This is a genomic window from Pantoea sp. X-Soil-TKNS-1211, assembly GCF_059730495.1.
This window is the reverse complement of record NZ_AP035953.1, coordinates 3,786,011-3,808,857: the sequence shown is the minus strand read 5'-3', so window position 1 is coordinate 3,808,857 and position 22,847 is coordinate 3,786,011. Positions and strand designations below refer to the sequence as shown.

Below are 22,847 nucleotides of genomic sequence, written 5' to 3'. Positions count from 1 at the left end.
CCCAGGGACGGAGCAATATCATGACAGGGATTGCCGTGTTAATCAGCGCCTGTGGCGCAGAAGACGTTGCCTTGCGTGCAGAAGCAGAACAGCGCATCAGCGCCTGGGCGCGCTGGATGGAGCCGATCAACGATTTGGCACCAACCGGGCAAGATCCGACGTATGACGACCATTTCCAGCAAATTTTTGCCGAGGTCAACAAACTCTCCGGCGTTGATACGGCGTTAATTATTGCGCTGGCAGAGCCATTGCTGATCTCAGTCAGTAAAGATATTCGTGTGATCACCTTTTACCTGTGGGCGCGTCTCCATCAGCACGGAGAGCAGGGCCTGGCCGAAGGTCTGGAACTCCTGGCTGCCGCGTTGCAGCAATATGGTGAACTGTTGCATCCACAGCGACTTCGTAGCAGGCAAAGCGCTCTGGCCTGGCTCGGCAGTGGCAAAATGCTGAACAGTCTCGCGCTGTGGCCGGAAGTGGACATGACGCTGATCCGTCGCATTTGTGCGGTGCTGCTGTGGGTAGATGACCTGATCAGTGAAGAAGAGCGCCAGACTCTGGGACCGCTGATTCAGGCGCTGGAGGTGCGCCTGGCACGTAGTGGCGGCGCGGATGCACTGGTGCCACAAAACAGCAGCGAACCGACGGATGCTGACAAAAACATTACACCAATGTTGGCCCCGATCTCCTCGGGGCGTGACCTGCTTGACCAGGCCAGGCTGCTGGCCCGCTACCTGCGTGAACAGCCAGAGGGATGGCTGGCCGCGCATCATCTGATGAAAAGCATACGCTGGGACACACTCCATCATCTGCCGCCATTGGATACCAGTGGCAGGACGCGTCTGGCACCGCCCAAACCTGAACATCTGGCACAACTGAAACGCCTCTGGTCGCAGCAAAGCTGGCAGGCACTGCTGGAACTGACTGATTCACTCTTCGCGCAAAGCGTCAACCATCTATGGCTGGATGTGCAATGGTACGCCTGGGAAGCGCTCAGTCGTGGGAAGGCTGACTCCCGACTGGCAACCGTGGTTGAGCAGGATTTGGCTGCGTTGTTATTACGCCTGCCAGAACTGGAGTGCCTGACCTTCTCCGACGGTACGCCTTTTGCCGATGAAGTGACGCTGAGTTGGATCTCCCGGCAGGTGAGAAACGATGTTTCTTATCGCGAACCGGTAGCGGTGGCACCCGCTTGTGAGCAGGAGGGTGACATCCTCGCGCTGGAGAGCGAAGCGCTGGCGATCGCTGATGCGGAGGGCGTGGAAGCCGCACTTTGCTGGCTACAGCGGCGGCCTGGCGTCAATAGCGTGCGCGCCCGGTGGTTGCTGCGTCTGCTGATGGCGAGGGTGTGCGAACAACTGGGTAAGAATGACATGGCCTTGCATCTATTGCGCGAATTAGACATCCATGCGGAGAGCCTTACGCTGACCCACTGGTCACCTGAATTGATGTTCGAAGTCAGGGCCAGACGGCTGAAACTGCTAAGAAACCGAACGGCCCGCAGCGAGAGCGACAAAGCCCGGCTGCAATCTGAGATGGACAGTTTGTTGGTCGGGCTGATTGCCCTTGATCCGGCGCAGGCCACAGTACTTTGCGGCTAATCTCCTCATAGACTCTTAGGTGAATTCCCTATGGAAAACTTAACTCTGCGTTATTACGACGCTGAAATGCGCTACCTGCTGGAAGCCGGTGAAGAGTTTGCCCGAGCTTACCCGGAACAGGCGGCAATGCTTAATCTGGATAAAGCCGGTGCACGCGATCCCTATGTAGAACGTCTGTTTGAAGGTTTTGCCTTCCTGATGGGGAGGTTGCGGGAAAAGCTGGATGATGACCTGCCTGAATTGACGGAAGGGCTGGTAAGCCTGCTGTGGCCACATTACCTGCGCACCATTCCCTCCTTATCTGTGGTGGAGTTTACCCCTGACTGGCGATTGATGAAGGAACCGCAGCGTATTGCGCGCGGTTTTGAAGTGCTGTCTCGCCCGATTGGGGAGAAAGGAACGCGTTGTCGTTATACCACCACCCGCGATCTTGAACTGCTGCCGCTGGTACTGGAAAAGGTAGCGCTTACCACTGATACGCAGGGGCGATCCGTGATCCGTCTGCGCTTTAAGAGCGGCGAGCTGGCCGACTGGAGCCGGATGGATGTTAGCCATATTCCGCTCTATCTTAACGCCGACGCACCTCTGGCTTGTGCTCTGCACGAAACGCTGACCCTGCATGTCGCCAATATCAAACTGCGCCTGGCGGGGGAGAGTGAGAGTCGGATAGTCGCGGGACATTTTAGCGCGCAAGGTTTTGACAGTGATGACCGCCTGTGGCCTGGCAGTGACAGTAGCTTCAGCGGCTATCAGTTGCTGTTGGAATATTTCACCTTCCGGGAAAAGTTTATGACAGTGGGCCTGCATGGGCTGGAGCAGGCAAATCTCCCGGCTGTTCTGCCATGGTTTGAGCTGGAGTTGACGCTCTCCAGACGTTGGGAACATGATTTTATCTTCAGCGAAAAGCATCTGCGTTTGAACGTGGTTCCGGTCATCAATCTTTTTGCGCTGGAATCTGACCCGTTGACCATTGATGGTTTACAGACCGAATACCTGTTACGCCCGATGCGTGTGCAGGATGGGCATACCGAAATTTATTCGGTGGATGAGGTGACGTCCTGCCATAACACCCCCTATGTGCCGTTTACCAGCTTCCGTCACAAAGGTGGGATGCTGCATCCCGCTGCGCCGGAACATTACTACCATACGCGGGTACGTCAGGGGCCATCCGGATTACATGAAACCTGGTTGATCCTCGGCGGCGAAGCGTTTGATAACCATAGCGTGCCACCGGATGAGAGCCTCTCCGTCAGCGTAACCGGCACTAATGGGCAACTGCCGCGCCGGGCGTTACAAAGCACGTTACTGGATCAGGTGGTTAAATCCACCGCCTCTCAGGTGCAGGTGCGTAATCTTTGTGCGCCAACGCTGCCCTGCTATCCCCCCAATCGCGACCGCTTTCATTGGCGGGTATTGAGCCATCTCGGTTCCAGCTTCCTGTGGATGATGGATAACGCTGATGTCCTGCGCGGCACGCTGGCACTTTATGACTGGACGCACAGTGAGATGAATCGCCGCAGGTTGGAGGCCATTCTGCACGTTTGCCACCACGAAGTGACGCGTTTTGAACAGGGTTATCTGCTGCGTGGGGTACAGATCGAAATCACCCTCGACAGTAACGGTTTTGCCGGTAGCGGTGATATTTGCCTGTTTGGCGAAATGCTCAGCCGTTTTTTTGCGTTGTATACCGATATCCATCTGTTTAACTGCCTGATCCTGATTCTGCAACCTACCGGAGAACGTCTGCAATGGGAAGAGAAGCACAACCGCCGCATCCCCGGCTGACGCAACGTCTTGAGCGTGAACTGAACTGCCTGAATTTTTACCGCTTCTGCCAACTGATTGAACATCAGCACCGTGACGATCCGCCACTCGGTAGTACCAGCCATCCAGCAGATGATCCTATTCGCCTGTTGCCCCATGCCGGTATGGGGTTTCCCGTCAGTGAACTGAAGGCGCTGGAGTATGGCGAGGGGCCACCGGTGGTGCGCACCACCTTTCTTGGGCTTTATGGCGTAGATGCACCTTTGGCTGGGGCTTATCTTGATGACATCACGCAGCACAATGAAGGGCACGAAGCGTTACAGGGGTTTCTCGATATCTTTAACCACCGTGTGCTGACGCAGTTCTACCGTATCTGGCGTAAATATTCTTACCCCGCCACTTTTGAAGAGGGAGGTAAGGACAGCACCTCTCAGTCGTTGCTCGGTTTGATTGGATTGGGCATTCCCGGCACCGGAAAACATATTGCGACGCCGATATCACGTTTTCTGGCGCTGCTGAGTGTCATGCGTCAACCCGGCAGAACGGCAGAGGGTATTACGGCGTTGGTACGCCTGCTTGCTCCACAGACGGCAGTTCAGGTGCAGCCGCATTGTCTGCATCCGGTGCTGGTGAACGATCCACTGGTCCTCACTGAGCAGGGTTGTTTGCTTGATGGCAATCTTCCGCTGGGCGATGAAGTGATGGATGCCAGCAGCCAGATCCTGATTGATTTGCAAACTGAATGTGCAGATGAAGCCCGGGGCTGGTTGCCGGAGGGGCTTTTGTACCAGGACTTGCAGGTGATGCTGCGTGTGTATCTTGGCTGGCGTTATAAAGCACGCATCAGACTCACGTTGCATACCCGGCTGCTCGCGCCTCCAGCCCTTGGCACCGCACCTTTTTGGCTGGGAATGACCGGCGTACTTGGCGCGGGGGAAGAGAGTTGTCCTGCTGATATCCCCGCCACTTTTACCACCGAATTGGGCAGTTATACCGGCATGGAACCCGCCACATCATCACAAGGAACCCGACGTGTCACCTACCATTTTACGTAACCTGGTGCTGTGCACTGCTGTGTTGAATCTCTCAGCCTGTGGGCTCCAGCAGAGTGTGGTTGATAGTACCTCTTCCGCATTTAACTCGATATTTTATAAACAGATAAAGATCCTGCATCTCGACTTCTCCGCCCGTGAAAGCCTTAATAGCGATACCCGCGAACACCATCCGCTTTCCGAGCCGGTTATGGTGCGAATTTATCAGTTGAAAGCGCGAAAAACCTTTGATGGCACGGTTTATCAGCAACTGATACATGAGTCTGCGGAGGTGTTGTATGCAGACCTGTTGGCAGAACGCGATCTGATTGTGACGCCCGGCGGGGATATTGCACTGAATATGCCTATGGAGCCAGGAACCCGATTTGTGGCCGTTGTCGGCCTGTTTCAGCATCCCGACATGGCAAAAAATAGCTGGCGGTTAGTGCTGGAACGTAACGACCTGAACCCGGATAAACCAAGGGTGATTGAGCTGGATAGTCGGCATCTGATGCTGCGTGCGGAGAAGCCATCATGAGCCAGCTCTCGCTTTATGAATTGCTGAAAGGTTGTTTTAGCGGTGGGCTAGCGCTGCATCAGGTCAGTGAGCAGAACCAGATCATATTGTCGGTATTGGACAATATGCAACGCATTCTGAATACCCGCGCTGGATCGCTGGCGCATATTCCGGACTATGGCCTGCCAGATATGACGCAAATTCTGGCGGGGATGCCAGCAACCGCCCATCAGTTGCTTTTCACCCTTGTGCAGGTATTGCTGAAATACGAGCCACGACTGGCAAAAATCGATGTTGTGCTGCTGGAGCAAACTGATCCCGGCGACCTGCGTTATGTCATTGAAGCCGAGATGAAACAGGTTGGATTGGTGCGATTTGGCACGGTATTTATGCCGGAAGGGCGTGTACTTATCCGTCATCTGCAACAACAGCAGTTTCTCGAAAACAAGACTCTGTAACCGCGGGGTGATGTGTAAATCTGGAAAAGGATAATCAACGGATGATGACCGAACGTTCTCCCCAATCGATCCTGATCGGTGGAGACCCGCGCACCTTCAGTGAATACGCCATGTTGCGTGATGAGATCGGCAAGCTTACCCATCCCGCTCGACCTGATGTGGACTGGATACAGGTTGAGAAACTCTGTCTGGCATTGTTTGAGTTGAACGGTGTGGAGTTGCAAAGCGCCGCCTGGTACACCCTGGCGCGAACGTATACGGCAGGCGCATGTGGGTTGAATGAAGGGCTTAGCATTCTGGAGGCGATCATCGTACGTCAGTGGGCGGTATTGTGGCCGCAAGCCCCACAGGCGCGCACGGATATCATCAATACATTGGTCCGTCGACTGCAAAATATTCTGCGGCGCTGGACGTTCCAGCATGAGGATGAGCTAACCGAGTTATGTCGCAGTGAAAAATTGTTGCAGTCACTGCGTGATGCGCTGACATGCTACGGCATGAGGGATGCTGGTCAGACTGGCACCCTGTACGAGCAGATAAAGTCTGCGATTGCTCACTTCAAGGAAGGGGGGGTGAATATGCCGCAGGTTGTCACCAGGCCCCCCTCCGAACTGCTGGTCCCAAGAGTTTATGTCATTCAGCCAGAACCAGAAGTATCGGGTTCATGGTTAAAACCTTTTGTCAGTGGTGCCTGTTGCGCGCTGTTGGCTGTGGCTATGGTGCTGGGAGGTGTTTGCTGGTTTGGAAATAAGCAGATGCAGCAGCAGGCTCAGTTGGCACAACAGCGCATAATAAAAGAAGCTATCCCGCTTGAGCGTCTTCAGAGCTGGCATAAGGGCATGGCCGGGTTGCAGCACCTGGTCGAACAACTTAATGGCCTGGATAAAACACGTGGTAAATACCTGACAGTCAGTGAACTGAAATCGAGCATCTTTTCCGCCATGCAGGCATTTAGTCAGCACCCGCCCGTTGAGGAGCAACTGCGACGTTACGCCGAAGGTGAAGGGAATCAGAGCAGTGATCAGGTGCAGACCGGGATATTGTTGAGGCAGTTGGAGTATCGGTATCAGTTGTTGCGGGATGAGAAGGTGGAGTGATGGGGTGGGGCTATTCACTAAATTTGGTGGCCCCTGCTGGGTTTGAACCAGCGACCAAGCGATTATGAGTCGCCTGCTCTAACCACTGAGCTAAGGGGCCAGCGGAGCGGGGATTATAAAGTATCTCGCCAGGGCAATCCAGCCATTGATAGCTGGTTGCTCAAAATTAGCACACTGCCTGACTCTTTGATATCCATAAGAAAATTCGCAGATCTCACACCCGTGGCAACAAAGCCCCCTTAATCCGCAGACGAATCTGAGGCAGGGCTGGAATGCCCTGCCTCTTGTTGCCATCATGCCTGCTGATAACGTGATGCTGGTTTGTTCAGCGATAAATAAGGTTGCAGTGCCATGCGGGCATTATCGAAATCCTGCCACAGCTCAGTGTTTTCCAGTGAAGGGATGGTTACCAGCTCTCCGGAATCCAGTCCACTCAGCGCAGCGCTCACCAGATCTTCCACCTCCATTAACATTTCTGTCGGTAGTGTGCTTATCGGTGTACCGGATCGATCAAAAATCTCAGTGCGCGTTGCACCTGGCAACACTGCCTGCACGTTAACGCCGCTATCAACCAGCTCACGCTGCATGGCACGCGTCAGGGTTAAGACAAAAGATTTGGTAGCGTCATAAGCACCATTGAAACGCTCATGCATTAACGCCAGCACTGAAGCAATATTGATGATGGTGCCATGCCCGCGCGCACGAAAAGCCTGGGCAGCGACATGGGCTAATTGGGTTGGAGCGAAAATATTCAACGCCAGCATGGTTTGAATGCGCTCGATATCCGCGTCAATAAATTCTCCCTCCACGCTCATTCCCGCGTTGTTAAGCAGCAGGGTGATGCGGTGGTTATCGCGCAGCTCCTGTTCGATACGCTGCAAGTCCTGCGCATTGGTGAGGTCAGCCGGGAGCACGGAGACTTCCACGCCTGCTGATTCTCGTAAGCTCTGGGCCAGCGTGTTGAGGCGGGCGGCATCGCGTGCGACCAGAATCAGGTTGTAACCGCGAGCGGCCAGTTGTTTTGCGTAAGTTGCACCAATACCGCTTGATGCGCCGGTGATCAAAGCCAGTTGAGATGATGACATGGTCGGTTCCTCTGAATGATGATTATCATATTTGATATGCTAAATATGACGATTGTAATATTTATCGTCAAGCTGGAATATGATGGTCGTAATAATTACTATGATTGTCGTAACTGATGATCGGGAGGGACAGGAGATGGAAAAGCTGAGTCACAAAGCGCGCACGCGCCAGCGCATTCTGGATGAGGCGGCAAAAGTGATGCGTGAGTGCGGTACTGAGAGCATTGGCGTGGCGGCGCTGATGAAGCGTGTCGGTTTAACGCATGGTGGCTTCTATGCCCATTTCGCATCGCGCGACGCCCTGGTTGAGGCGGTGATCGAGCAGATGTTTACCGACTCCGCGCAGCGTTTGGCTGAGATTGTGCAGATCGAAGACCCGGCCCAGCGGCTGGACCAGTTGATCGATAATTACCTGTCCGATAGCCATCGTGTTACGCCAGGTGAAGGTTGCCCGCTCCCGGCTCTTGCCAGTGAAATGGCGCATCTGCCGCTGGAGGCGCGCACGCTGTTTTCCCGGCGGCGTGAAGTGGTATGCCAGCGTCTGGCTGAACCCTTGCAGCAGTTGGGAAATCATCGGGCTGATAGTCTTGCCGCTAGTATGCTGGCCGAGATGGTCGGAGCGATGGCACTGGCTCGTGCTTGCCCGGACGACACCGAGGCGCAGTATATCCTGGCTGCCAGCCGTCAGTCGGTGAAACAACGCGCAGGGTTGGTGCTGGCATGAGTGATCACAATATTCGCGATATCATCGCCCCACATTTGCAGGTGCTGTTTTGCGGCATTAATCCAGGCCAATCTTCGGCGCATACGGGGTTCCATTTTGCGCACCCCGGTAATCGCTTCTGGAAGGTGATCCATCTGGCGGGATTTACCCACGAGCAGCTCAAACCAGAGCAGGAGCAACGCTTGCTGGAGACGGGCTGCGGTATCACCATGTTGGTGGAGCGTCCTACTGTGCAGGCTACAGAGTTGGCGGGTGATGAACTGCGCGATGGTGGCAGCAGATTGCTGGATAAAGTGCTGCGTTATCAGCCTCATGCGCTGGCGGTGCTGGGCAAAGATGCCTTCCAGCGCGCGTTTCGCCAACGTAAGGTAGAGTGGGGCGAGCAGCCGCAAACGCTCGGTGATACCCGTTTATGGGTACTGCCTAACCCGAGTGGCCTGAACCGTGCCTCGCTGGAAGAGATGGCTGCCGCCTATCGCCAGCTGCGTGAATCGCTACAGCCTGTTTGATGGCAATAAAAAACCCCGGCTTGCCGGGGTTTTTTGTTTTGCATCGAATCAGTCGTCGAGGAAGCTACGCAGCACTTCAGAACGGCTCGGGTGGCGCAGTTTACGCAGCGCCTTGGCTTCAATCTGACGGATACGCTCACGCGTTACGTCGAACTGTTTGCCCACCTCTTCCAGCGTGTGGTCGGTATTCATATCGATACCGAAACGCATACGCAGTACTTTCGCTTCACGCGCAGTCAGACCTGCCAGCACGTCGTGAGTGGCAGAACGCAGGCTCTCAGAGGTAGCAGAGTCCAGTGGCAGCTCCAGCGTGGTGTCTTCGATAAAATCGCCCAGATGTGAATCTTCATCATCACCAATCGGCGTCTCCATGGAGATCGGCTCTTTAGCGATTTTCAGCACTTTGCGGATTTTATCTTCTGGCATCAGCATGCGCTCAGCCAGTTCTTCCGGCGTCGGTTCGCGACCCATCTCCTGAAGCATCTGGCGCGAAATACGGTTGAGTTTGTTGATAGTCTCAATCATATGCACCGGAATACGGATGGTACGCGCCTGGTCGGCGATAGAACGGGTGATGGCCTGACGGATCCACCAGGTGGCGTAAGTTGAGAACTTATAACCACGACGATATTCAAACTTATCAACCGCTTTCATCAGGCCGATGTTGCCTTCCTGAATCAGGTCAAGGAACTGCAAACCACGGTTGGTATATTTCTTGGCGATTGAAATCACCAGACGCAGGTTAGCTTCCACCATCTCTTTCTTCGCACGACGGGCTTTGGCTTCGCCGATAGACATGCGACGGTTGATGTCTTTCACCTGCTCAATGGTCAGGCCAGTTTCTTCTTCAATCTGCGTCAGTTTTTGCAGGCAACGCATGACGTCATCCTGCACTTCCAGCAGTTTTTCTGACCACGGCTTGTTCATTGCCAACGCCGCTTTAAACCAGCTTTCACTGGTTTCGTTGCCGGTGAACAGGGTGATGAAGTTTTTCTTCGGCATTTTACACAGTTCAACACACAGCTTCATGATGATGCGTTCTTGAGTACGCACACGCTCCATCATTTCACGCATGTTGTTCACCAGGTAATCGAACTGCTTCGGTACCAGGCGGAACTGCTTAAACACTTCAGAAAGATTCTGAATTTCAGCAACCGCGTCAGCGTGGCTGCGTCCTTTGGCTTTGATTACCGTACGGGTCGTTTCGTACTGCGTACGCAGCTCGACGAATTTTTCGCGCGCCAGCTCCGGGTCGATAGAGTTATCGTCGTCAGAACTGTCGTCGTCGCTCTCTTCGTCGTCTTCATCGTCGTCATCGCGGTCTTCTTCAGACAGCTCAGAACCAACGTGTGTCGCGGTCGGTGCCAGATCTTCTTCAGCATTCGGATCAACAAAACCGGTGATCAGGTCGGACAGACGTGATTCGCCCGCTTCAACACGATCGTACTGATCGAGCAGATAGGTGATGGCTTCCGGATATTCTGCAACGGAGCACTGAACCTGGTTGATGCCGTCTTCGATGCGTTTAGCGATGTCGATTTCGCCTTCGCGCGTCAGCAGTTCAACAGTACCCATTTCGCGCATGTACATGCGCACCGGGTCGGTGGTACGGCCAATTTCAGATTCAACGCTGGATAAGACCTGAGCGGCGGCTTCCGCAGCATCTTCGTCAGTATCGGCACTGTTTTCATTCAGCATCAGATCATCGGCATCAGGGGCTTCTTCCACCACCTGAATACCCATATCGTTAATCATCTGGATGATGTCTTCGATCTGATCGGAGTCGACGATATCTTCCGGCAGATGGTCATTGACCTCAGCATAGGTCAGATAGCCCTGCTCCTTACCACGGGTGACAAGTAGCTTAAGCTGTGACTGCGGGTTTTGCTCCATAAGACGGTATCCACACTTCTGTTAATTAGATTGGTGTCGGTCGGCAGCGAGCCAACAATAACAGTGAAGGCGTTGTGTTTTTGCCGCTGCCTTCGTCGCGGCCAGGGCTTTTGCCCTTCTTTAATCGGCACTTAAGCCGCTTGGATTCTTTTTTCGGGCCTGGCTTCTCGCCAGGTTCCGCTAATGCTTATCGCCCCGGTTCCCTGCCATTTTAACGGTATCGGCAACCAGAGCGCTTAAAACGATTATTTCTTAGCAAGAGCCTGGTTCAGCGCCCATATTTCGCGTCGTTCAATGGCACTGAGACCGTGCGTGCGTTCACGTGCAATCAGTTCTTCGAGTCGCTGTTCAAGCGCTGAATCGTATACTTTAGCCAGCGAGTCCTGAAACTGTTCTTCGGCATCCTCATCCACTATCATGTGGTTCCAGGTGGCCAGTGTTTCAAGTGTCTGACTAAAATTTGTCCCGCGATATAACTCTAGTAGCTGTCCGGTTGTCAGGCCAGGATTCTCAGAACAATGACTAACTAACTCCACAAACAACGGCAAGCCTGCAATTTTTGACTGCTCAAGACCTTCAAGAGCAGGCACCATCGCGGCAAATTGCGGGTTCTGCACCAGTAAAGCGACCAGTACACGCATAGTGGTGGGCTTCAGTGGCGGTGCAGTAGGTGCGACTCCGCTCTCAGCCTGTTTTGGCAGCAACTTCTCTAAACGGTTATCGTCAAGAATGCCGAGTTTATTACCTAATTCCTGGCGCATATAAATACGCAGGGTCTCGCCTGGGATCTGGCGGATCAACGGCAGCGCCAACGTACTCAGGCGTGCTTTACCGTCGCGTGTGCTCAGATCAACCTGCGGTAGCAGGCTGTCGAACAGAAACGTGGAGAGCGGCATCGCCTGCTCCATCCTCGCTTCAAATGCTGCTTTGCCCTCTTTGCGCACCAGCGTGTCCGGATCCTCGCCATCAGGCAAAAACATAAAGCGTAGCTGACGACCATCGTTCATGTAAGGCAATGCGGTTTCGAGCGCGCGCCAGGCGGCTTCACGGCCAGCACGGTCACCGTCGTAACAGCAAATCACGTTTTCGGTCGAGCGAAACAGCAACTGGATATGCTCAGCGGTGGTTGAGGTTCCCAGCGAGGCAACGGCATAATCAATGCCGAACTGCGCGAGAGCCACCACATCCATATATCCTTCCACCACCAGCAGACGCGCGGGTTGCGGATGGTTTTTCTGCGCTTCATACAGGCCATACAATTGACGGCCTTTATGGAAAATCGGTGTTTCCGGCGAGTTCAGGTATTTCGGCGTGTCGTTGCCCAGCACCCTGCCGCCAAAACCAATCACCCGTCCGCGCTTATCGCGAATCGGAAACATGATGCGGTCGCGGAAGCGATCGTATGTCCGGCCTTTGTCATTGCTGACCAGCATGCCGGCTTCCATCAGCGACTCGCGATCGTCTTTTTGCTGACCGAAACGCTTCAATGCGTTATCCCATCCCGGGGGAGCATAACCAATGGCAAAGTGATCAATCACTTGCTGGCTCAGGCCGCGGGTAGCGAGATACTGCTGAGCGGGCTGTGCCTGCGGCTGGCGCAGACCCTGCTGATAAAAGGTGTTCAGACCTTCCAACAGCTGATAAAGGCTTTGGCGCTGATGGCGTTCCATCTGACTGGGGCCGTTACCCGCTTCATATGGCACTTCAAGGCCGTGTTGGGTAGCCAGCTCCTCGATGCTTTCAACGAATTCCAGACGATCGAAATTCATCAGAAAGTCGATGGCATTGCCGTGGGCACCACAGCCGAAGCAGTGATAAAACTGCTTATCACCGTTTACGGTGAAAGAGGGCGTTTTTTCGTTATGGAATGGGCAACACGCGTGATAGTTCTTACCCTGCTTTTTCAGCTTTACGCGGGCATCGATAAGATCCACGATGTCCGTGCGGGCAAGTAAGTCATTGATAAATACGCGTGGAATTCGTCCAGCCATAAGCCCCGATTTTTCAGCTCATAAACGGCAACAAGCCGCGCTTCCTTTCGGAAAGCACGGCCTCTTACTTGACTCTGTCTGCGTTGATCACGCGGCGGAGGCGAACCTCCGAAAAGATATTAGTACAGACGAGTGCGGCGTGCGTTTTCGCGAGCCAGTTTCTTGGCATGACGTTTAACAGCAGACGCTTTAGCGCGCTTACGTTCGGTAGTCGGTTTTTCATAGAACTCACGACGACGAACTTCAGCCAGAACGCCTGCTTTCTCGCAGGAACGCTTGAAGCGACGCAGTGCTACGTCGAACGGCTCGTTTTCACGTACTTTAATTACCGGCATGTAACTCTCACCTCGATAAAATTCGGTTTTGCTGCTGGCTGCGGCGCCAGCACATTTCAAAATGGTGCATAATTCTACTCCAACCGCGGTTGGCTTGTAAAGCACCAAGGACAAATTGAAACCAACAGGGGCGTTTGCCTTTGCGGCTGCCGGTTTTTTCAGGCCGTGGAGTATAGCGCACTCTTTGCGCGGCGGAAAAACACTTTTTCCAACCCAAAGTTGTCCGAGCGGTGATCTCCCTGTGTTACACTGCGCGCCGCAAGAAGAGGGTACGAAAGCTATGCGAGTTCTGGGTATTGAAACGTCCTGCGATGAAACCGGCATCGCGATTTATGACGATGCAGCCGGTCTGCTGGCAAATCAATTATATAGCCAGGTAAAATTGCATGCCGATTACGGTGGCGTGGTGCCGGAACTGGCATCGCGCGATCACGTGCGTAAAACGGTGCCGCTGATTCAGGCGGCGTTAAAACAGGCCGGATTACAGCCACAGCAGATTGATGCGGTGGCCTATACCGCCGGGCCGGGCCTGGTCGGGGCGCTGTTGGTCGGCGCGACCGTAGGACGTGCACTGGCATTTGCCTGGAATGTGCCAGCGGTGCCTGTCCATCATATGGAAGGCCATCTGTTGGCTCCGATGCTGGAAGATAACCCACCGGATTTCCCGTTTGTCGCGCTGCTGGTATCGGGTGGACACACTCAACTGATTAGCGTCACGGGTATTGGCGAATATGCGTTGCTGGGTGAGTCCATTGATGATGCAGCGGGTGAAGCTTTCGACAAAACCGCCAAGCTGCTGGGACTCGACTATCCCGGCGGGCCAATGTTGTCGCGTATGGCACAGCAGGGCACACCAGGTCGCTTCACCTTTCCGCGCCCAATGACCGATCGCCCTGGCCTTGATTTCAGCTTCTCCGGCCTGAAAACCTTTGCCGCCAACACCATCCGCGAACATGCGGGAGATGAGCAGGCGCGTGCTGACATCGCTCGCGCTTTCGAAGACGCGGTAGTGGATACCCTGATGATTAAATGCAAACGTGCGCTGGATCAGACCGGTTTTAAACGTCTGGTGATTGCCGGTGGCGTGAGTGCCAACCGCACGCTGCGTGAGCGCATGGCGGAGATGATGCAGGCGCGTGGTGGCGAAGTCTTTTACGCTCGCCCGGAATTTTGCACCGACAACGGCGCGATGATTGCCTACGCAGGCATGGTACGTCTGAAAGGCGGTACACGTGGTGAGTTGGGCGTCAGCGTCCGGCCACGCTGGCCGTTGGCGGAATTGCCTGCCATCTAAAATAAAAAAACCGGCTTTGCGCCGGTTTTTTTATTCCTTCGTTTTTTTCTTCCGCTTCCAGATTTTGTTTTCCTGCCCGCGCCACAGGCGTTGAATGTTGTCGTGATGGCGCAACAGAATCAGGCAGGAAAGCATCGATACCGGGAAGGTGAATTGCGGCTTAAACCACCAGACGTAAAACGGCGCAATCAACGCGCTGACAATTGCGCCCAACGACGAGTAACCACTCAGCAGTACCGTCAGCAGCCAGGTGCCGGTCATCAAACCAGTCAGGTCCCAGCCAATCGGCGCGATGGCACCAAATGCTGTCGCCACGCCTTTGCCACCGCGAAAACGAAAGAATACCGGATAGATGTGACCGAGGCAGGCGGCGATGGCCGTCAGGCCAAGGTAGAGCGGAGCAACATGCAGCAGATAAGCAATCCACACCGGCAACATGCCTTTGGCGATATCGAAGATCAGCACGGCAGCTGCCGGTACTTTCCCCCCAATGCGCAGCACGTTCGTTGCACCCGGATTACCAGATCCCTGCGTGCGTGGATCGGGCAGGCCAGCGAGTTTGCATACCAGTATCGCGCTGGAAATGGAGCCGCAAAGATACGCGAAAATAATCATACCAAGCGCGATAGCACTCATAGTTCCATACCGTTCCTGTAGGGTCGTTTTGTTCTCGGTAAGTGTGGATAATACGCATAATCCGCCGGAAGTGGTATCCGGCATAGCCAAAAACAGAGACTACATCATGGATATCGTATTTATCGAGCAACTTACCGTATTCACTACCATTGGCGTTTACGACTGGGAGCAGGGCATGCAGCAGAAGCTGGTGCTCGATGTCGAAATGGCGTGGGACAACCGTCAGGCGGCTGCCAGTGACGATGTTGATGATTGCCTCAGTTATGCTGACGTCACGGAAGCGATCTTAAACCATCTTAACGGCCAGCGTTTTGCCCTGGTTGAGCGGGTAGCAGAAGAAATTGCGGATCTGTTGATGAACCGTTTCAAAACGCCCGGCGTGCGCATCCGCGTAGGCAAACCGGGGGCTGTAGCGCAGGCAGCAACGGTTGGCGTGCGTATTGAGCGCGGGACTATTCCTAAATAAATCCGATGTGATTGCCATCACAATGAAACCAAACCAAATTATGGTGTGTCTCAGTTACAGCCGTCGCGTTTAGTGCGGCTTAGTTGCCGGAAACCTTAAGGTTTCCTTCAGACTGGTGCAGGCATAATTTAAGGCGGTGGGCAGATGCGACCGCCTTTTTACTGTTTAAAACGGATAGAGGAAAATGTTGATGGCAGATATTCATCAGCTTTGGGTAGCTGCAATCCTGGGGATAGTGGAAGGTCTGACCGAGTTCTTACCGGTCTCATCCACTGGCCACATGATTATTGTCGGCCACCTGTTAGGCTTTGAGGGTGAAACCGCCGAAACCTTTGAAGTGGTCATTCAGCTCGGTTCCATTCTTGCTGTCGTGGTGATGTTCTGGCGTCGGCTCTTTGGCTTAATTGGTATTCACTTTGGTGAAGTCAAACATAAGGGTACAGGTAAAGGTCATTTGACCCTGATCCACATTCTGCTGGGCATGGTTCCTGCGGTGGTTATTGGTCTGGTGTTGCACGATCAAATCAAAACGTTGTTTAACCCGATTAACGTGATGTACGCGTTGGTGGTGGGGGGGGTGCTGCTGCTGGTGGCAGAATTCCTCAAACCGAAACAGCCGAAAGCGGTGGGTATTGACGATATTACCTATCGTCAGGCGTTTATGATCGGTTGCTTCCAGTGTCTGGCACTGTGGCCGGGGTTCTCGCGTTCTGGTGCGACCATCTCTGGCGGGATGCTGATGGGTGTGAGCCGTTATGCGGCATCGGAATTCTCGTTCATTCTGGCGGTGCCGATGATGATGGGCGCAACGGTGCTGGATCTCTACAAGAGTATGAGTTTCCTGACGATGCAGGATCTGCCGATGTTCGCTATCGGCTTCGTGACGGCCTTCGTGGTGGCGTTGATTGCGATTAAGGTCTTCCTGGAATTGATTAAACGTATCTCGTTTGTTTCCTTCGCCATTTACCGCTTTATCATTGCGGGCGTGGTTTACATGCTGTTCATGTAATGCCTTGCGCGGCCAACTCAGGCTGGCCGCGTGTCAATCAAGCCTTCCTGCACCGCTTTGATACGCCGACGCGTTAATTCCTCTCGCACTTCCGGCCCTTTGAATCCAGCCTCAACGACCGCTTTGGTGGGCACGGTCTGTGCCAGTGCAAAGGCGCTGCGCAGATAATCCCCCTGCGGATAGGCGTTGCTTTCCAGTCCGGCCCGGCCTCGTGCGTCGGCTTCGCTGGTCAGCGCCATCTGCTCCACGCGCTGCGGCTTGCGCCAGGCATCAACACGATCAAACAGCGCAATCAATGCCTGGGCCGACTGACGCTCAATGGTGTGCACCATATCGTGAAATTCGGCGACAATCATCGCCAGATCGCGTATCGCATTGGGGACACGTAACCGCTCGCACAACGCTGCCACAATCGGCACGCCCGCCAGACCGTGACCATGGTGACTCGGCCACTTTTCGGGCGGCGTAACGGCTTTGCCTGCGTCGTGAAATAGCGTCGCAAAACGGACGTCCAGCTCATCGGAGAGGGCGGCGGCGAGGGTTAAGGTCATCAGCGAATGGATGCCGGTATCGATCTCCGGATGCCATTTGACGGGCGCGGGAATGCCAAACAGGTTATCGAGTTCCGGGAACAGTACCTGCAAGGCGCCACAATCGCGCAGCACCTGGAAATAAACCTGCGGATTATGTGTCAGTAGCGCTTTTTCCGTTTCCTTCCAGACGCGTTCTGGCGTGAGATGTGCCAGTTCACCGCTGGTGGTCATATCGCGCATCAGCGCCTGAGTCTCTTCGGCAATACGAAAATTGAGGTGAGCAAAACGGGCGGCAAAGCGCGCCACGCGTAACACGCGCAGGGGATCTTCATGAAAAGCCGCTGAGACATGGCGCAGGGTACGATTCGCCAGATCGCGTTGACCGCCGTAAGGATCGATCAACGCCCCGTCGTCAGCCTGAGCGATAGCGTTAATGGTGAGATCGCGACGTTGCAGGTCCTGCTCCAGCGTGACCTCCGGTGCGAACCAGGTGACAAAACCGGTATAGCCGTTACCGCTTTTGCGCTCAGTCCGTGCCAGTGCATACTCTTCGCGACTTTGCGGATGCAAAAAAACCGGAAAATCCCGGCCTACTTGCTGATATCCCTGCGCCAGCATCGCATCAGGCGTGGCGCCGACCACCACCCAATCTTTGTCTTTTACCGGTAAACGCAACAGCGCATCGCGCACCGCGCCACCGACCAGAAACGTCTTCACTCAACTACTCCAGAGGTCAACTGCCCTTGCGTGTTATCCACGCATCTGACTTTAATTGTTACATAGTTTGGCCAAAATTCGGACATGCCAAAAGGGGCATCTTACGATCCCCTTCCGGAAAAGAACAAGGATGTGCTTAGTTCATCCAGCGATTGTTCTTCTTGCGGCGCGGCACCATGTGCGGCAGAACCAGGCCCAGCAGCAAACCAACACCTAACACGCCACCGCCATACATAAACCACTGCATGATGATGGTGCGTTGTTTGTCATCCAACTGAACGTTGGCGGCACTGACTTTTTTCTGCGCGACGATCAGCTCGTTTTTCAACTTCTGGTTTTCGTCTTTCAGATCGTTGATGGTGCTGTCGCTGTTGGCCACTTTATTCTGCATTTCCGACGTACGCTGGTTCCAGCTGTTGTCGATGTTTTGCAGTTTGTCAGTGAGATCTTTCACCTGTTGTTCCAACTGCGGCACGCGAGTGCGCAGGCTCGGGTCGGTGCTCAGCTGTGACAGCGGAATCCAGGTGGTACGACCCTGTGAGTCTTTGATCTGACCATACTGGGAGTCGTTATTGGTTTGCACCAACTGCACTTCCTCCCCGGCATTCAGCTTGCCAACCAGACGATATTGATCGCCAGGCCCGCTGCGTACCCAGGTGGATAATTCATCGGAGATATAACGCTTTTCGTCAGCATGTGCTGGCGTGATGGCGCTGAAAGCCAGCAAAGAAAGGGCGGCAAAAGTAATTTTTTTCATTCGATATCAAAGTTTGGTAAAGGCGTAAAAACACTGGCACAGTCTGGAGAGCCTTCTCATAAATCTGAATGAGAACTATCCTGGTCTCAATCTGGTGCGAAAAGGGTCGTAAAAGCAAAAGAAACCCAAGACAGCGCGCATCCAGTGCATTACTCTTCGCCAGATTAACTTCTAAAGTGCCAGCAGCGTATTCAAAAAAATTATGACCATCGAAATTGAATTAAAGTTCATTGCCACGCCTGAAGCAGCCGAAAAACTTGCGACAACCCTGGCGGCAATGCCTCATCAACATGTGGCGGCACGTGAGCTGACCAACATCTATTTTGAAACCGATGACAATCAGCTACGTCGTTGGGATATGGGGCTGCGTATTCGTGGCGTTGACCAACGCTATGAAATGACGCTTAAAGCGTCCGGCAAAACGGTGGGCGGATTGCATCAGCGGCCGGAATACAACGTGGATCTCAATGCGCCGGAGCTGGACATCGCGTTGCTGCCTGCCGAAATCTGGCCGCAGGACACCGATGTTGCGGCGTTGCAGCAGCGTCTGGAACCGTTATTCAGCACCCATTTCCAGCGCGAGATGTGGCTGGTGCAGTTTCTTGACAGCGAAATAGAAGTGGCGTTTGACCGCGGAGCCGTAGCTGCCGGTGAATTCAGCGAACCGCTGTATGAAGTGGAGCTTGAGCTGAAACAGGGTAGCCGTACGGATTTGCTGAATCTTGCCGCAAAACTGATCGATATGGGTGGATTACGTCTTGGCAGCCTGAGCAAAGCCGCCCGGGGTTACCAACTGGCACAAGGAAATGCGCCACGTCCGCTGCGCACCTTCCCCCTACTAAAAATCCCGGCGAAAGCGACGGTAGAACAGGGGATGATCAATGCCTTGTCTGCGGGCCTGAACCACTGGCAATACCATGAAGAGGTCTGGTTACGTGGTAATCCGGCAGCGAAAGCAGCGGTGCAGGAAGCACTGGAAACGTTGCGTCAGACATTCTCTCTGTTCGGCGCACTGGTGCCACGTAAGGCCAGCAGCGATTTACGTCAGAAATTAACGCGTATTGAAGAGGCGCTGGTAAATAACGATCAAGATGCACAAACCTTGTGCTTTTCTCTGGCCTCTGTCGAAGCCCAGTTAGCGCTTACTCACTGGTTGGTCGAAACTCAGTGGCAAAACTGGTTGGATGATAAAAGTAAAAACAAATTGCAGGGTTCCTTCAAGCGCTTCAGCGACATTATGTTGAGTCGTATCTCCGCCGATTTGAGAGAAACCTTTATTGATGTGCAGCTGTTTAATGAGTTCCAGGATAAAGCGACCCGCCTTAATCGCCAACTGCTGGCGGTCCATCTGCTGGCGGGGGCGTACCCGGCTGAAGACGTTAACAGCTGGATGTCAGCCTGGCAGACATTGCAGCATGCTATCTATATCCAACAGGAACGTGGTTTGAACACGTTGGTCAATCAGGCTACTAAGCAGGCACCGTTCTGGCTGAGTAGCGGCGTTTCGCGTTAACGCGAGGCACACAATCATTCAGGGAGGGGAGATATTGTTACCGTTATCAGCGTTGATGCAGGCACAACTGAACAGTGCGGCCGAAAAATTACAGGTGTCGCCAGACGCGTTAACGCCTGAACAAGCGGGCGCGATCGCATTCAGTGACTTTATTGTCGACAACCTGCAACAGCACCCTGAGTGGTGGCAGCAGTTGCAACAACAATCTCCCCAGCCTGATGAGTGGCAGCACTACGTCACCTGGCTTAATGATGCGCTGGCAGACATCGACAGCGAAAACGGCTTGATGCGCGAGTTGCGTCTGTTTCGCCGGCATATGCTGGTGCGTATTGCCTGGATGCAGTGTCTGCACCAGGCCAATACTACCGAGAGCCTGCAACAACTGAGCGTGCTGGCAGAAACCCTGATTGCAGCTGCGCGCGATTGGGTATGGCAGGATTGCTGCCGCGACTTTGGTACTCCCTGCAATGCAGCTGGTGAAGCTCAACCGATGTTAATTCTCGGCATGGGCAAACTGGGCGGCAATGAACTCAACTTTTCTTCAGATATCGACCTGATTTTTGCCTGGCCTGAAAATGGCGTGACGCGCGGTGGTCGGCGCGAGCTTGATAATGCCCAGTTCTTTACCCGCATGGGGCAGCGTTTGATCAAAGTGCTCGATCAGCCCACGGTGGACGGCTTTGTCTATCGTGTGGATATGCGCCTGCGTCCGTTTGGTGACAGCGGCCCGCTGGTGCTGAGTTTTGCGGCGCTGGAGGATTACTACCAGGAACAGGGGCGTGACTGGGAACGCTATGCCATGGTCAAAGCGCGTCTGATGGGCGATGACCAGGGACGCTGGAGCCAGGAGTTGCAGCAGATGCTGCGGCCTTTTGTCTATCGTCGTTATATTGATTTCAGCGTCATTCAGTCGCTGCGAAATATGAAGGGAATGATCGCGCGCGAAGTGCGACGTCGCGGCCTGAAAGACAACATCAAGCTGGGTGCGGGCGGCATCCGTGAAACTGAATTTATTGTCCAGGTGTTCCAGTTGATACGCGGTGGACGTGAGCGTTCACTTCAGTTGCGTTCTCTGCTGCCAACGCTGTCGGCGATTGGTGAACTGGGATTACTGACAGCACAACAGGTTGGGCACTTACGTGTTGCCTATCTGTTTTTACGTCGCCTCGAAAATCTGTTGCAAAGCCTGAATGACGAACAGACTCAGACCCTGCCGGAAAATGCGCTGGATCGCCAGCGTCTGGCCTGGGGCATGGGGATGGCGGATTGGCCTGGGCTTCTCGCCGAGCTTGAACAACATATGGCCGGTGTGCGCGCTATCTTCGATGAATTAATTGGTGACGATACACCCGATATCGACGATCAGCGTGAACTGGCAGAATTCGCGGTGTTGTGGCAGGACACCCTGGAAGAGAGCGAGCTGGCCGCGTTGGTGCCGCAGTTAGGTGAGGCAGAGCGACATACGTTGTACAACGCGTTGAACGATTTTCGTCTGGATGTCGGGCGCCGTACTATTGGACCGCGTGGTCGTCAGGCGCTCGATCAACTGATGCCGCGTTTGCTCAGCGAGGTGTGCCCGCGCAACGATGCCGCGGTGATCCTCAACCGCCTGACCCCGTTGTTGCTGGGCGTGTTGACGCGCAGTACCTATCTTGAGCTGCTGACGGAATATCATGGTGCCCTGCGTCATTTGATCCGCCTGTGTGCCGCTTCGCCGATGGTCGCCAGCCAGCTGGCACGTTATCCCTTGTTGCTTGATGAACTGCTCGACCCGGCGACGTTGTATCAACCCACCGCGACGGATGCCTACCGTGATGAGCTGCGTCAGTATCTGATGCGCATTCCTACCGACGATGAAGAGCAGCAACTGGAAGCATTGCGTCAGTTTAAGCAGGCGCAGCATCTGCGCATCGCCGCCGCTGACATTGCCGAAACGCTGCCAGTGATGAAAGTGAGTGATCACTTAACCTGGCTGGCCGAGGCGATCATCGAATCGGTGGTACAGCAGGCGTGGAACATGATGGTGCAGCGTTATGGCCGCCCGTCGCATCTGAGTAATGACAGCGAACGCGGTTTTGCGGTTGTGGGTTATGGCAAGCTGGGCGGCTGGGAGCTGGGTTACAGCTCGGATCTGGATCTGGTTTTCCTGCATGATTGTCCGGATGATGCGGTTACCGATGGTGAACGATCGATTGATGGCCGTCAGTTCTATCTGCGTCTGGCGCAGCGTGTGATGCATCTGTTCAGCACGCGAACTTCGTCGGGTATTTTGTATGAAGTTGATGCACGTCTGCGCCCATCCGGTGCGGCCGGGATGTTGGTCAGCACCTTCACGGCTTTCGATGATTATCAACGTACTGAAGCCTGGACCTGGGAACATCAGGCCCTGGTACGAGCGCGCATTGTGTTTGGTGAGTCGGCACTGTGCGAAAAATTCAATCAGATTCGGCGTGGCATTCTTTGCCTGCCGCGTGATGCTGACACCCTGCAAAAAGATGTGCGCGAGATGCGCGAGAAAATGCGCGCCCATCTCAGCAACAAACACAAAGGGCGTTGGGAAATTAAAACCGATGAAGGCGGTATCACCGATATTGAATTCATCGCCCAATATCTTGTCTTAGGCTACGCCGCCCAACAGCCAGTGCTAACGCGCTGGTCAGATAATGTGCGTATTTTTGAGCTGATGGCGCAGCACGACATTATGCCGGATGAAGAAGCGCGTGCGCTGACGCATGCTTATGTCACGCTGCGTGATGCATTGCACCATCTGGCATTGCAGGAACTGCCTGGTCATGTGGAGCCGGAAGCCTTCGCGGCAGAACGCGCCACGGTCAATGCCAGCTGGCAGCGCTGGTTGGCCGGGGCTGAATCTGACAACGCGGAACACTAAGCCATCTGTGCTATGATCTGCGCACTATTT

Annotated in this window: 20 protein-coding genes and 1 tRNA gene; 13 read left to right on the top strand and 8 right to left on the bottom strand. The window is 54.2% G+C overall.

From position 1 onward, the window contains the following. Positions 1-20: 20 nt before the first annotated feature. From tssA to AC6I8W_RS17880, 6 genes are read left to right on the top strand one after another with little or no spacing between them, the layout of a single operon-like run. A complete protein-coding gene (gene tssA / locus AC6I8W_RS17905) occupies positions 21-1,598 on the top strand; it encodes a type VI secretion system protein TssA (RefSeq protein ID WP_497836097.1) in 1,578 nt (525 codons plus the stop codon). Positions 1,599-1,628: 30 nt separating this feature from the next. Beyond that, positions 1,629-3,383 carry a type VI secretion system baseplate subunit TssF gene (gene tssF / locus AC6I8W_RS17900; RefSeq protein WP_497836096.1) on the top strand — a complete coding sequence of 585 codons (1,755 nt, stop codon included), beginning with the start codon at positions 1,629-1,631 and terminating at the stop codon, positions 3,381-3,383. Further along, positions 3,347-4,417 (top strand): type VI secretion system baseplate subunit TssG, encoded by a 1,071-nt coding sequence (gene tssG, locus AC6I8W_RS17895; protein ID WP_497836095.1) that lies wholly within the window; start codon positions 3,347-3,349, stop codon positions 4,415-4,417. The genes tssF and tssG overlap by 37 nt, the downstream gene beginning before the upstream one ends. Beyond that, positions 4,395-4,931, top strand: coding sequence for a type VI secretion system lipoprotein TssJ (tssJ, locus tag AC6I8W_RS17890; protein WP_497836094.1), 537 nt, complete (start codon positions 4,395-4,397; stop codon positions 4,929-4,931). The genes tssG and tssJ overlap by 23 nt, the downstream gene beginning before the upstream one ends. Continuing rightward, positions 4,928-5,368, top strand: a complete 441-nt coding sequence (gene tssE, locus AC6I8W_RS17885) for a type VI secretion system baseplate subunit TssE (RefSeq protein ID WP_497836093.1) — start codon at positions 4,928-4,930, stop codon at positions 5,366-5,368. The genes tssJ and tssE overlap by 4 nt, the downstream gene beginning before the upstream one ends. Before the next feature lie 41 nt (positions 5,369-5,409). Continuing rightward, entirely contained in the window at positions 5,410-6,465 is a 1,056-nt protein-coding gene (locus tag AC6I8W_RS17880) for a VasL domain-containing protein (RefSeq protein WP_497836092.1), read from the top strand. A 24-nt stretch (positions 6,466-6,489) separates the two neighbouring features. Here the strand turns inward: AC6I8W_RS17880 and AC6I8W_RS17875 are convergent. Both AC6I8W_RS17875 and AC6I8W_RS17870 read right to left on the bottom strand, forming a co-directional pair. Next, positions 6,490-6,565: transfer RNA gene (locus AC6I8W_RS17875), tRNA-Ile, on the bottom strand. Between the two features lie 193 nt (positions 6,566-6,758). Beyond that, a complete protein-coding gene (locus AC6I8W_RS17870) occupies positions 6,759-7,550 on the bottom strand; it encodes an SDR family NAD(P)-dependent oxidoreductase (RefSeq protein ID WP_497836091.1) in 792 nt (263 codons plus the stop codon). A 136-nt stretch (positions 7,551-7,686) separates the two neighbouring features. Between AC6I8W_RS17870 and AC6I8W_RS17865 the strand changes: the two genes are divergently transcribed. Both AC6I8W_RS17865 and mug read left to right on the top strand, forming a co-directional pair. Further along, positions 7,687-8,274 carry a TetR/AcrR family transcriptional regulator gene (locus AC6I8W_RS17865; RefSeq protein WP_497836090.1) on the top strand — a complete coding sequence of 196 codons (588 nt, stop codon included), beginning with the start codon at positions 7,687-7,689 and terminating at the stop codon, positions 8,272-8,274. Beyond that, complete coding sequence (gene mug, locus AC6I8W_RS17860; protein ID WP_497836089.1) at positions 8,271-8,783, top strand: G/U mismatch-specific DNA glycosylase; 513 nt, start codon at positions 8,271-8,273, stop codon at positions 8,781-8,783. Before AC6I8W_RS17865 ends, mug begins: the two co-directional genes overlap by 4 nt. A 48-nt stretch (positions 8,784-8,831) precedes the next feature. Here mug and rpoD read toward each other — a convergent pair whose 3' ends face one another. The 3 genes from rpoD to rpsU all read right to left on the bottom strand — a co-directional run bounded on the left by rpoD (position 8,832) and on the right by rpsU (position 13,002). Beyond that, positions 8,832-10,676, bottom strand: coding sequence for an RNA polymerase sigma factor RpoD (rpoD, locus tag AC6I8W_RS17855; RefSeq protein ID WP_480365902.1), 1,845 nt, complete (start codon positions 10,674-10,676; stop codon positions 8,832-8,834). A 245-nt stretch (positions 10,677-10,921) separates the two neighbouring features. Beyond that, the gene (dnaG, locus tag AC6I8W_RS17850; RefSeq protein ID WP_497836088.1) at positions 10,922-12,667 is read right to left on the bottom strand and encodes a DNA primase; all 1,746 of its coding nucleotides are present in this window, start codon (positions 12,665-12,667) and stop codon (positions 10,922-10,924) included. Positions 12,668-12,786: 119 nt separating this feature from the next. Next, complete coding sequence (rpsU, locus tag AC6I8W_RS17845) at positions 12,787-13,002, bottom strand: 30S ribosomal protein S21 (protein WP_001144069.1); 216 nt, start codon at positions 13,000-13,002, stop codon at positions 12,787-12,789. Between the two features lie 280 nt (positions 13,003-13,282). Here rpsU and tsaD point away from each other — a divergent pair, with 280 nt between their 5' ends. Further along, entirely contained in the window at positions 13,283-14,296 is a 1,014-nt protein-coding gene (tsaD, locus tag AC6I8W_RS17840; RefSeq protein WP_480365897.1) for a tRNA (adenosine(37)-N6)-threonylcarbamoyltransferase complex transferase subunit TsaD, read from the top strand. A 30-nt stretch (positions 14,297-14,326) separates the two neighbouring features. Here the strand turns inward: tsaD and plsY are convergent, their stop codons facing one another. Further along, positions 14,327-14,932: a glycerol-3-phosphate 1-O-acyltransferase PlsY gene (gene plsY, locus AC6I8W_RS17835; RefSeq protein ID WP_497829554.1), complete on the bottom strand. Its 606-nt coding sequence runs from the start codon at positions 14,930-14,932 to the stop codon at positions 14,327-14,329. A 106-nt stretch (positions 14,933-15,038) separates the two neighbouring features. Between plsY and folB the strand changes: the two genes are divergently transcribed. Both folB and bacA read left to right on the top strand, forming a co-directional pair. After that, a complete protein-coding gene (gene folB, locus AC6I8W_RS17830; protein ID WP_013510542.1) occupies positions 15,039-15,398 on the top strand; it encodes a bifunctional dihydroneopterin aldolase/7,8-dihydroneopterin epimerase in 360 nt (119 codons plus the stop codon). A 190-nt stretch (positions 15,399-15,588) separates the two neighbouring features. Further along, complete coding sequence (gene bacA / locus AC6I8W_RS17825) at positions 15,589-16,407, top strand: undecaprenyl-diphosphate phosphatase (protein WP_497836087.1); 819 nt, start codon at positions 15,589-15,591, stop codon at positions 16,405-16,407. A gap of 17 nt (positions 16,408-16,424) precedes the next feature. Here bacA and AC6I8W_RS17820 read toward each other — a convergent pair whose 3' ends face one another. After that, positions 16,425-17,657 (bottom strand): multifunctional CCA addition/repair protein, encoded by a 1,233-nt coding sequence (locus tag AC6I8W_RS17820; protein ID WP_497836086.1) that lies wholly within the window; start codon positions 17,655-17,657, stop codon positions 16,425-16,427. Positions 17,658-17,793: 136 nt separating this feature from the next. Then, positions 17,794-18,414: a TIGR04211 family SH3 domain-containing protein gene (locus tag AC6I8W_RS17815; protein WP_497836085.1), complete on the bottom strand. Its 621-nt coding sequence runs from the start codon at positions 18,412-18,414 to the stop codon at positions 17,794-17,796. Between the two features lie 202 nt (positions 18,415-18,616). On the opposite strand from AC6I8W_RS17815, the gene AC6I8W_RS17810 reads away from it, so the two are divergent. Together AC6I8W_RS17810 and glnE are read left to right on the top strand one after the other, a co-directional pair. Then, complete coding sequence (locus AC6I8W_RS17810; protein WP_497836084.1) at positions 18,617-19,927, top strand: CYTH domain-containing protein; 1,311 nt, start codon at positions 18,617-18,619, stop codon at positions 19,925-19,927. Positions 19,928-19,958: 31 nt separating this feature from the next. Then, complete coding sequence (glnE, locus tag AC6I8W_RS17805; protein WP_497838222.1) at positions 19,959-22,817, top strand: bifunctional [glutamate--ammonia ligase]-adenylyl-L-tyrosine phosphorylase/[glutamate--ammonia-ligase] adenylyltransferase; 2,859 nt, start codon at positions 19,959-19,961, stop codon at positions 22,815-22,817. Positions 22,818-22,847: the final 30 nt, after the last annotated feature.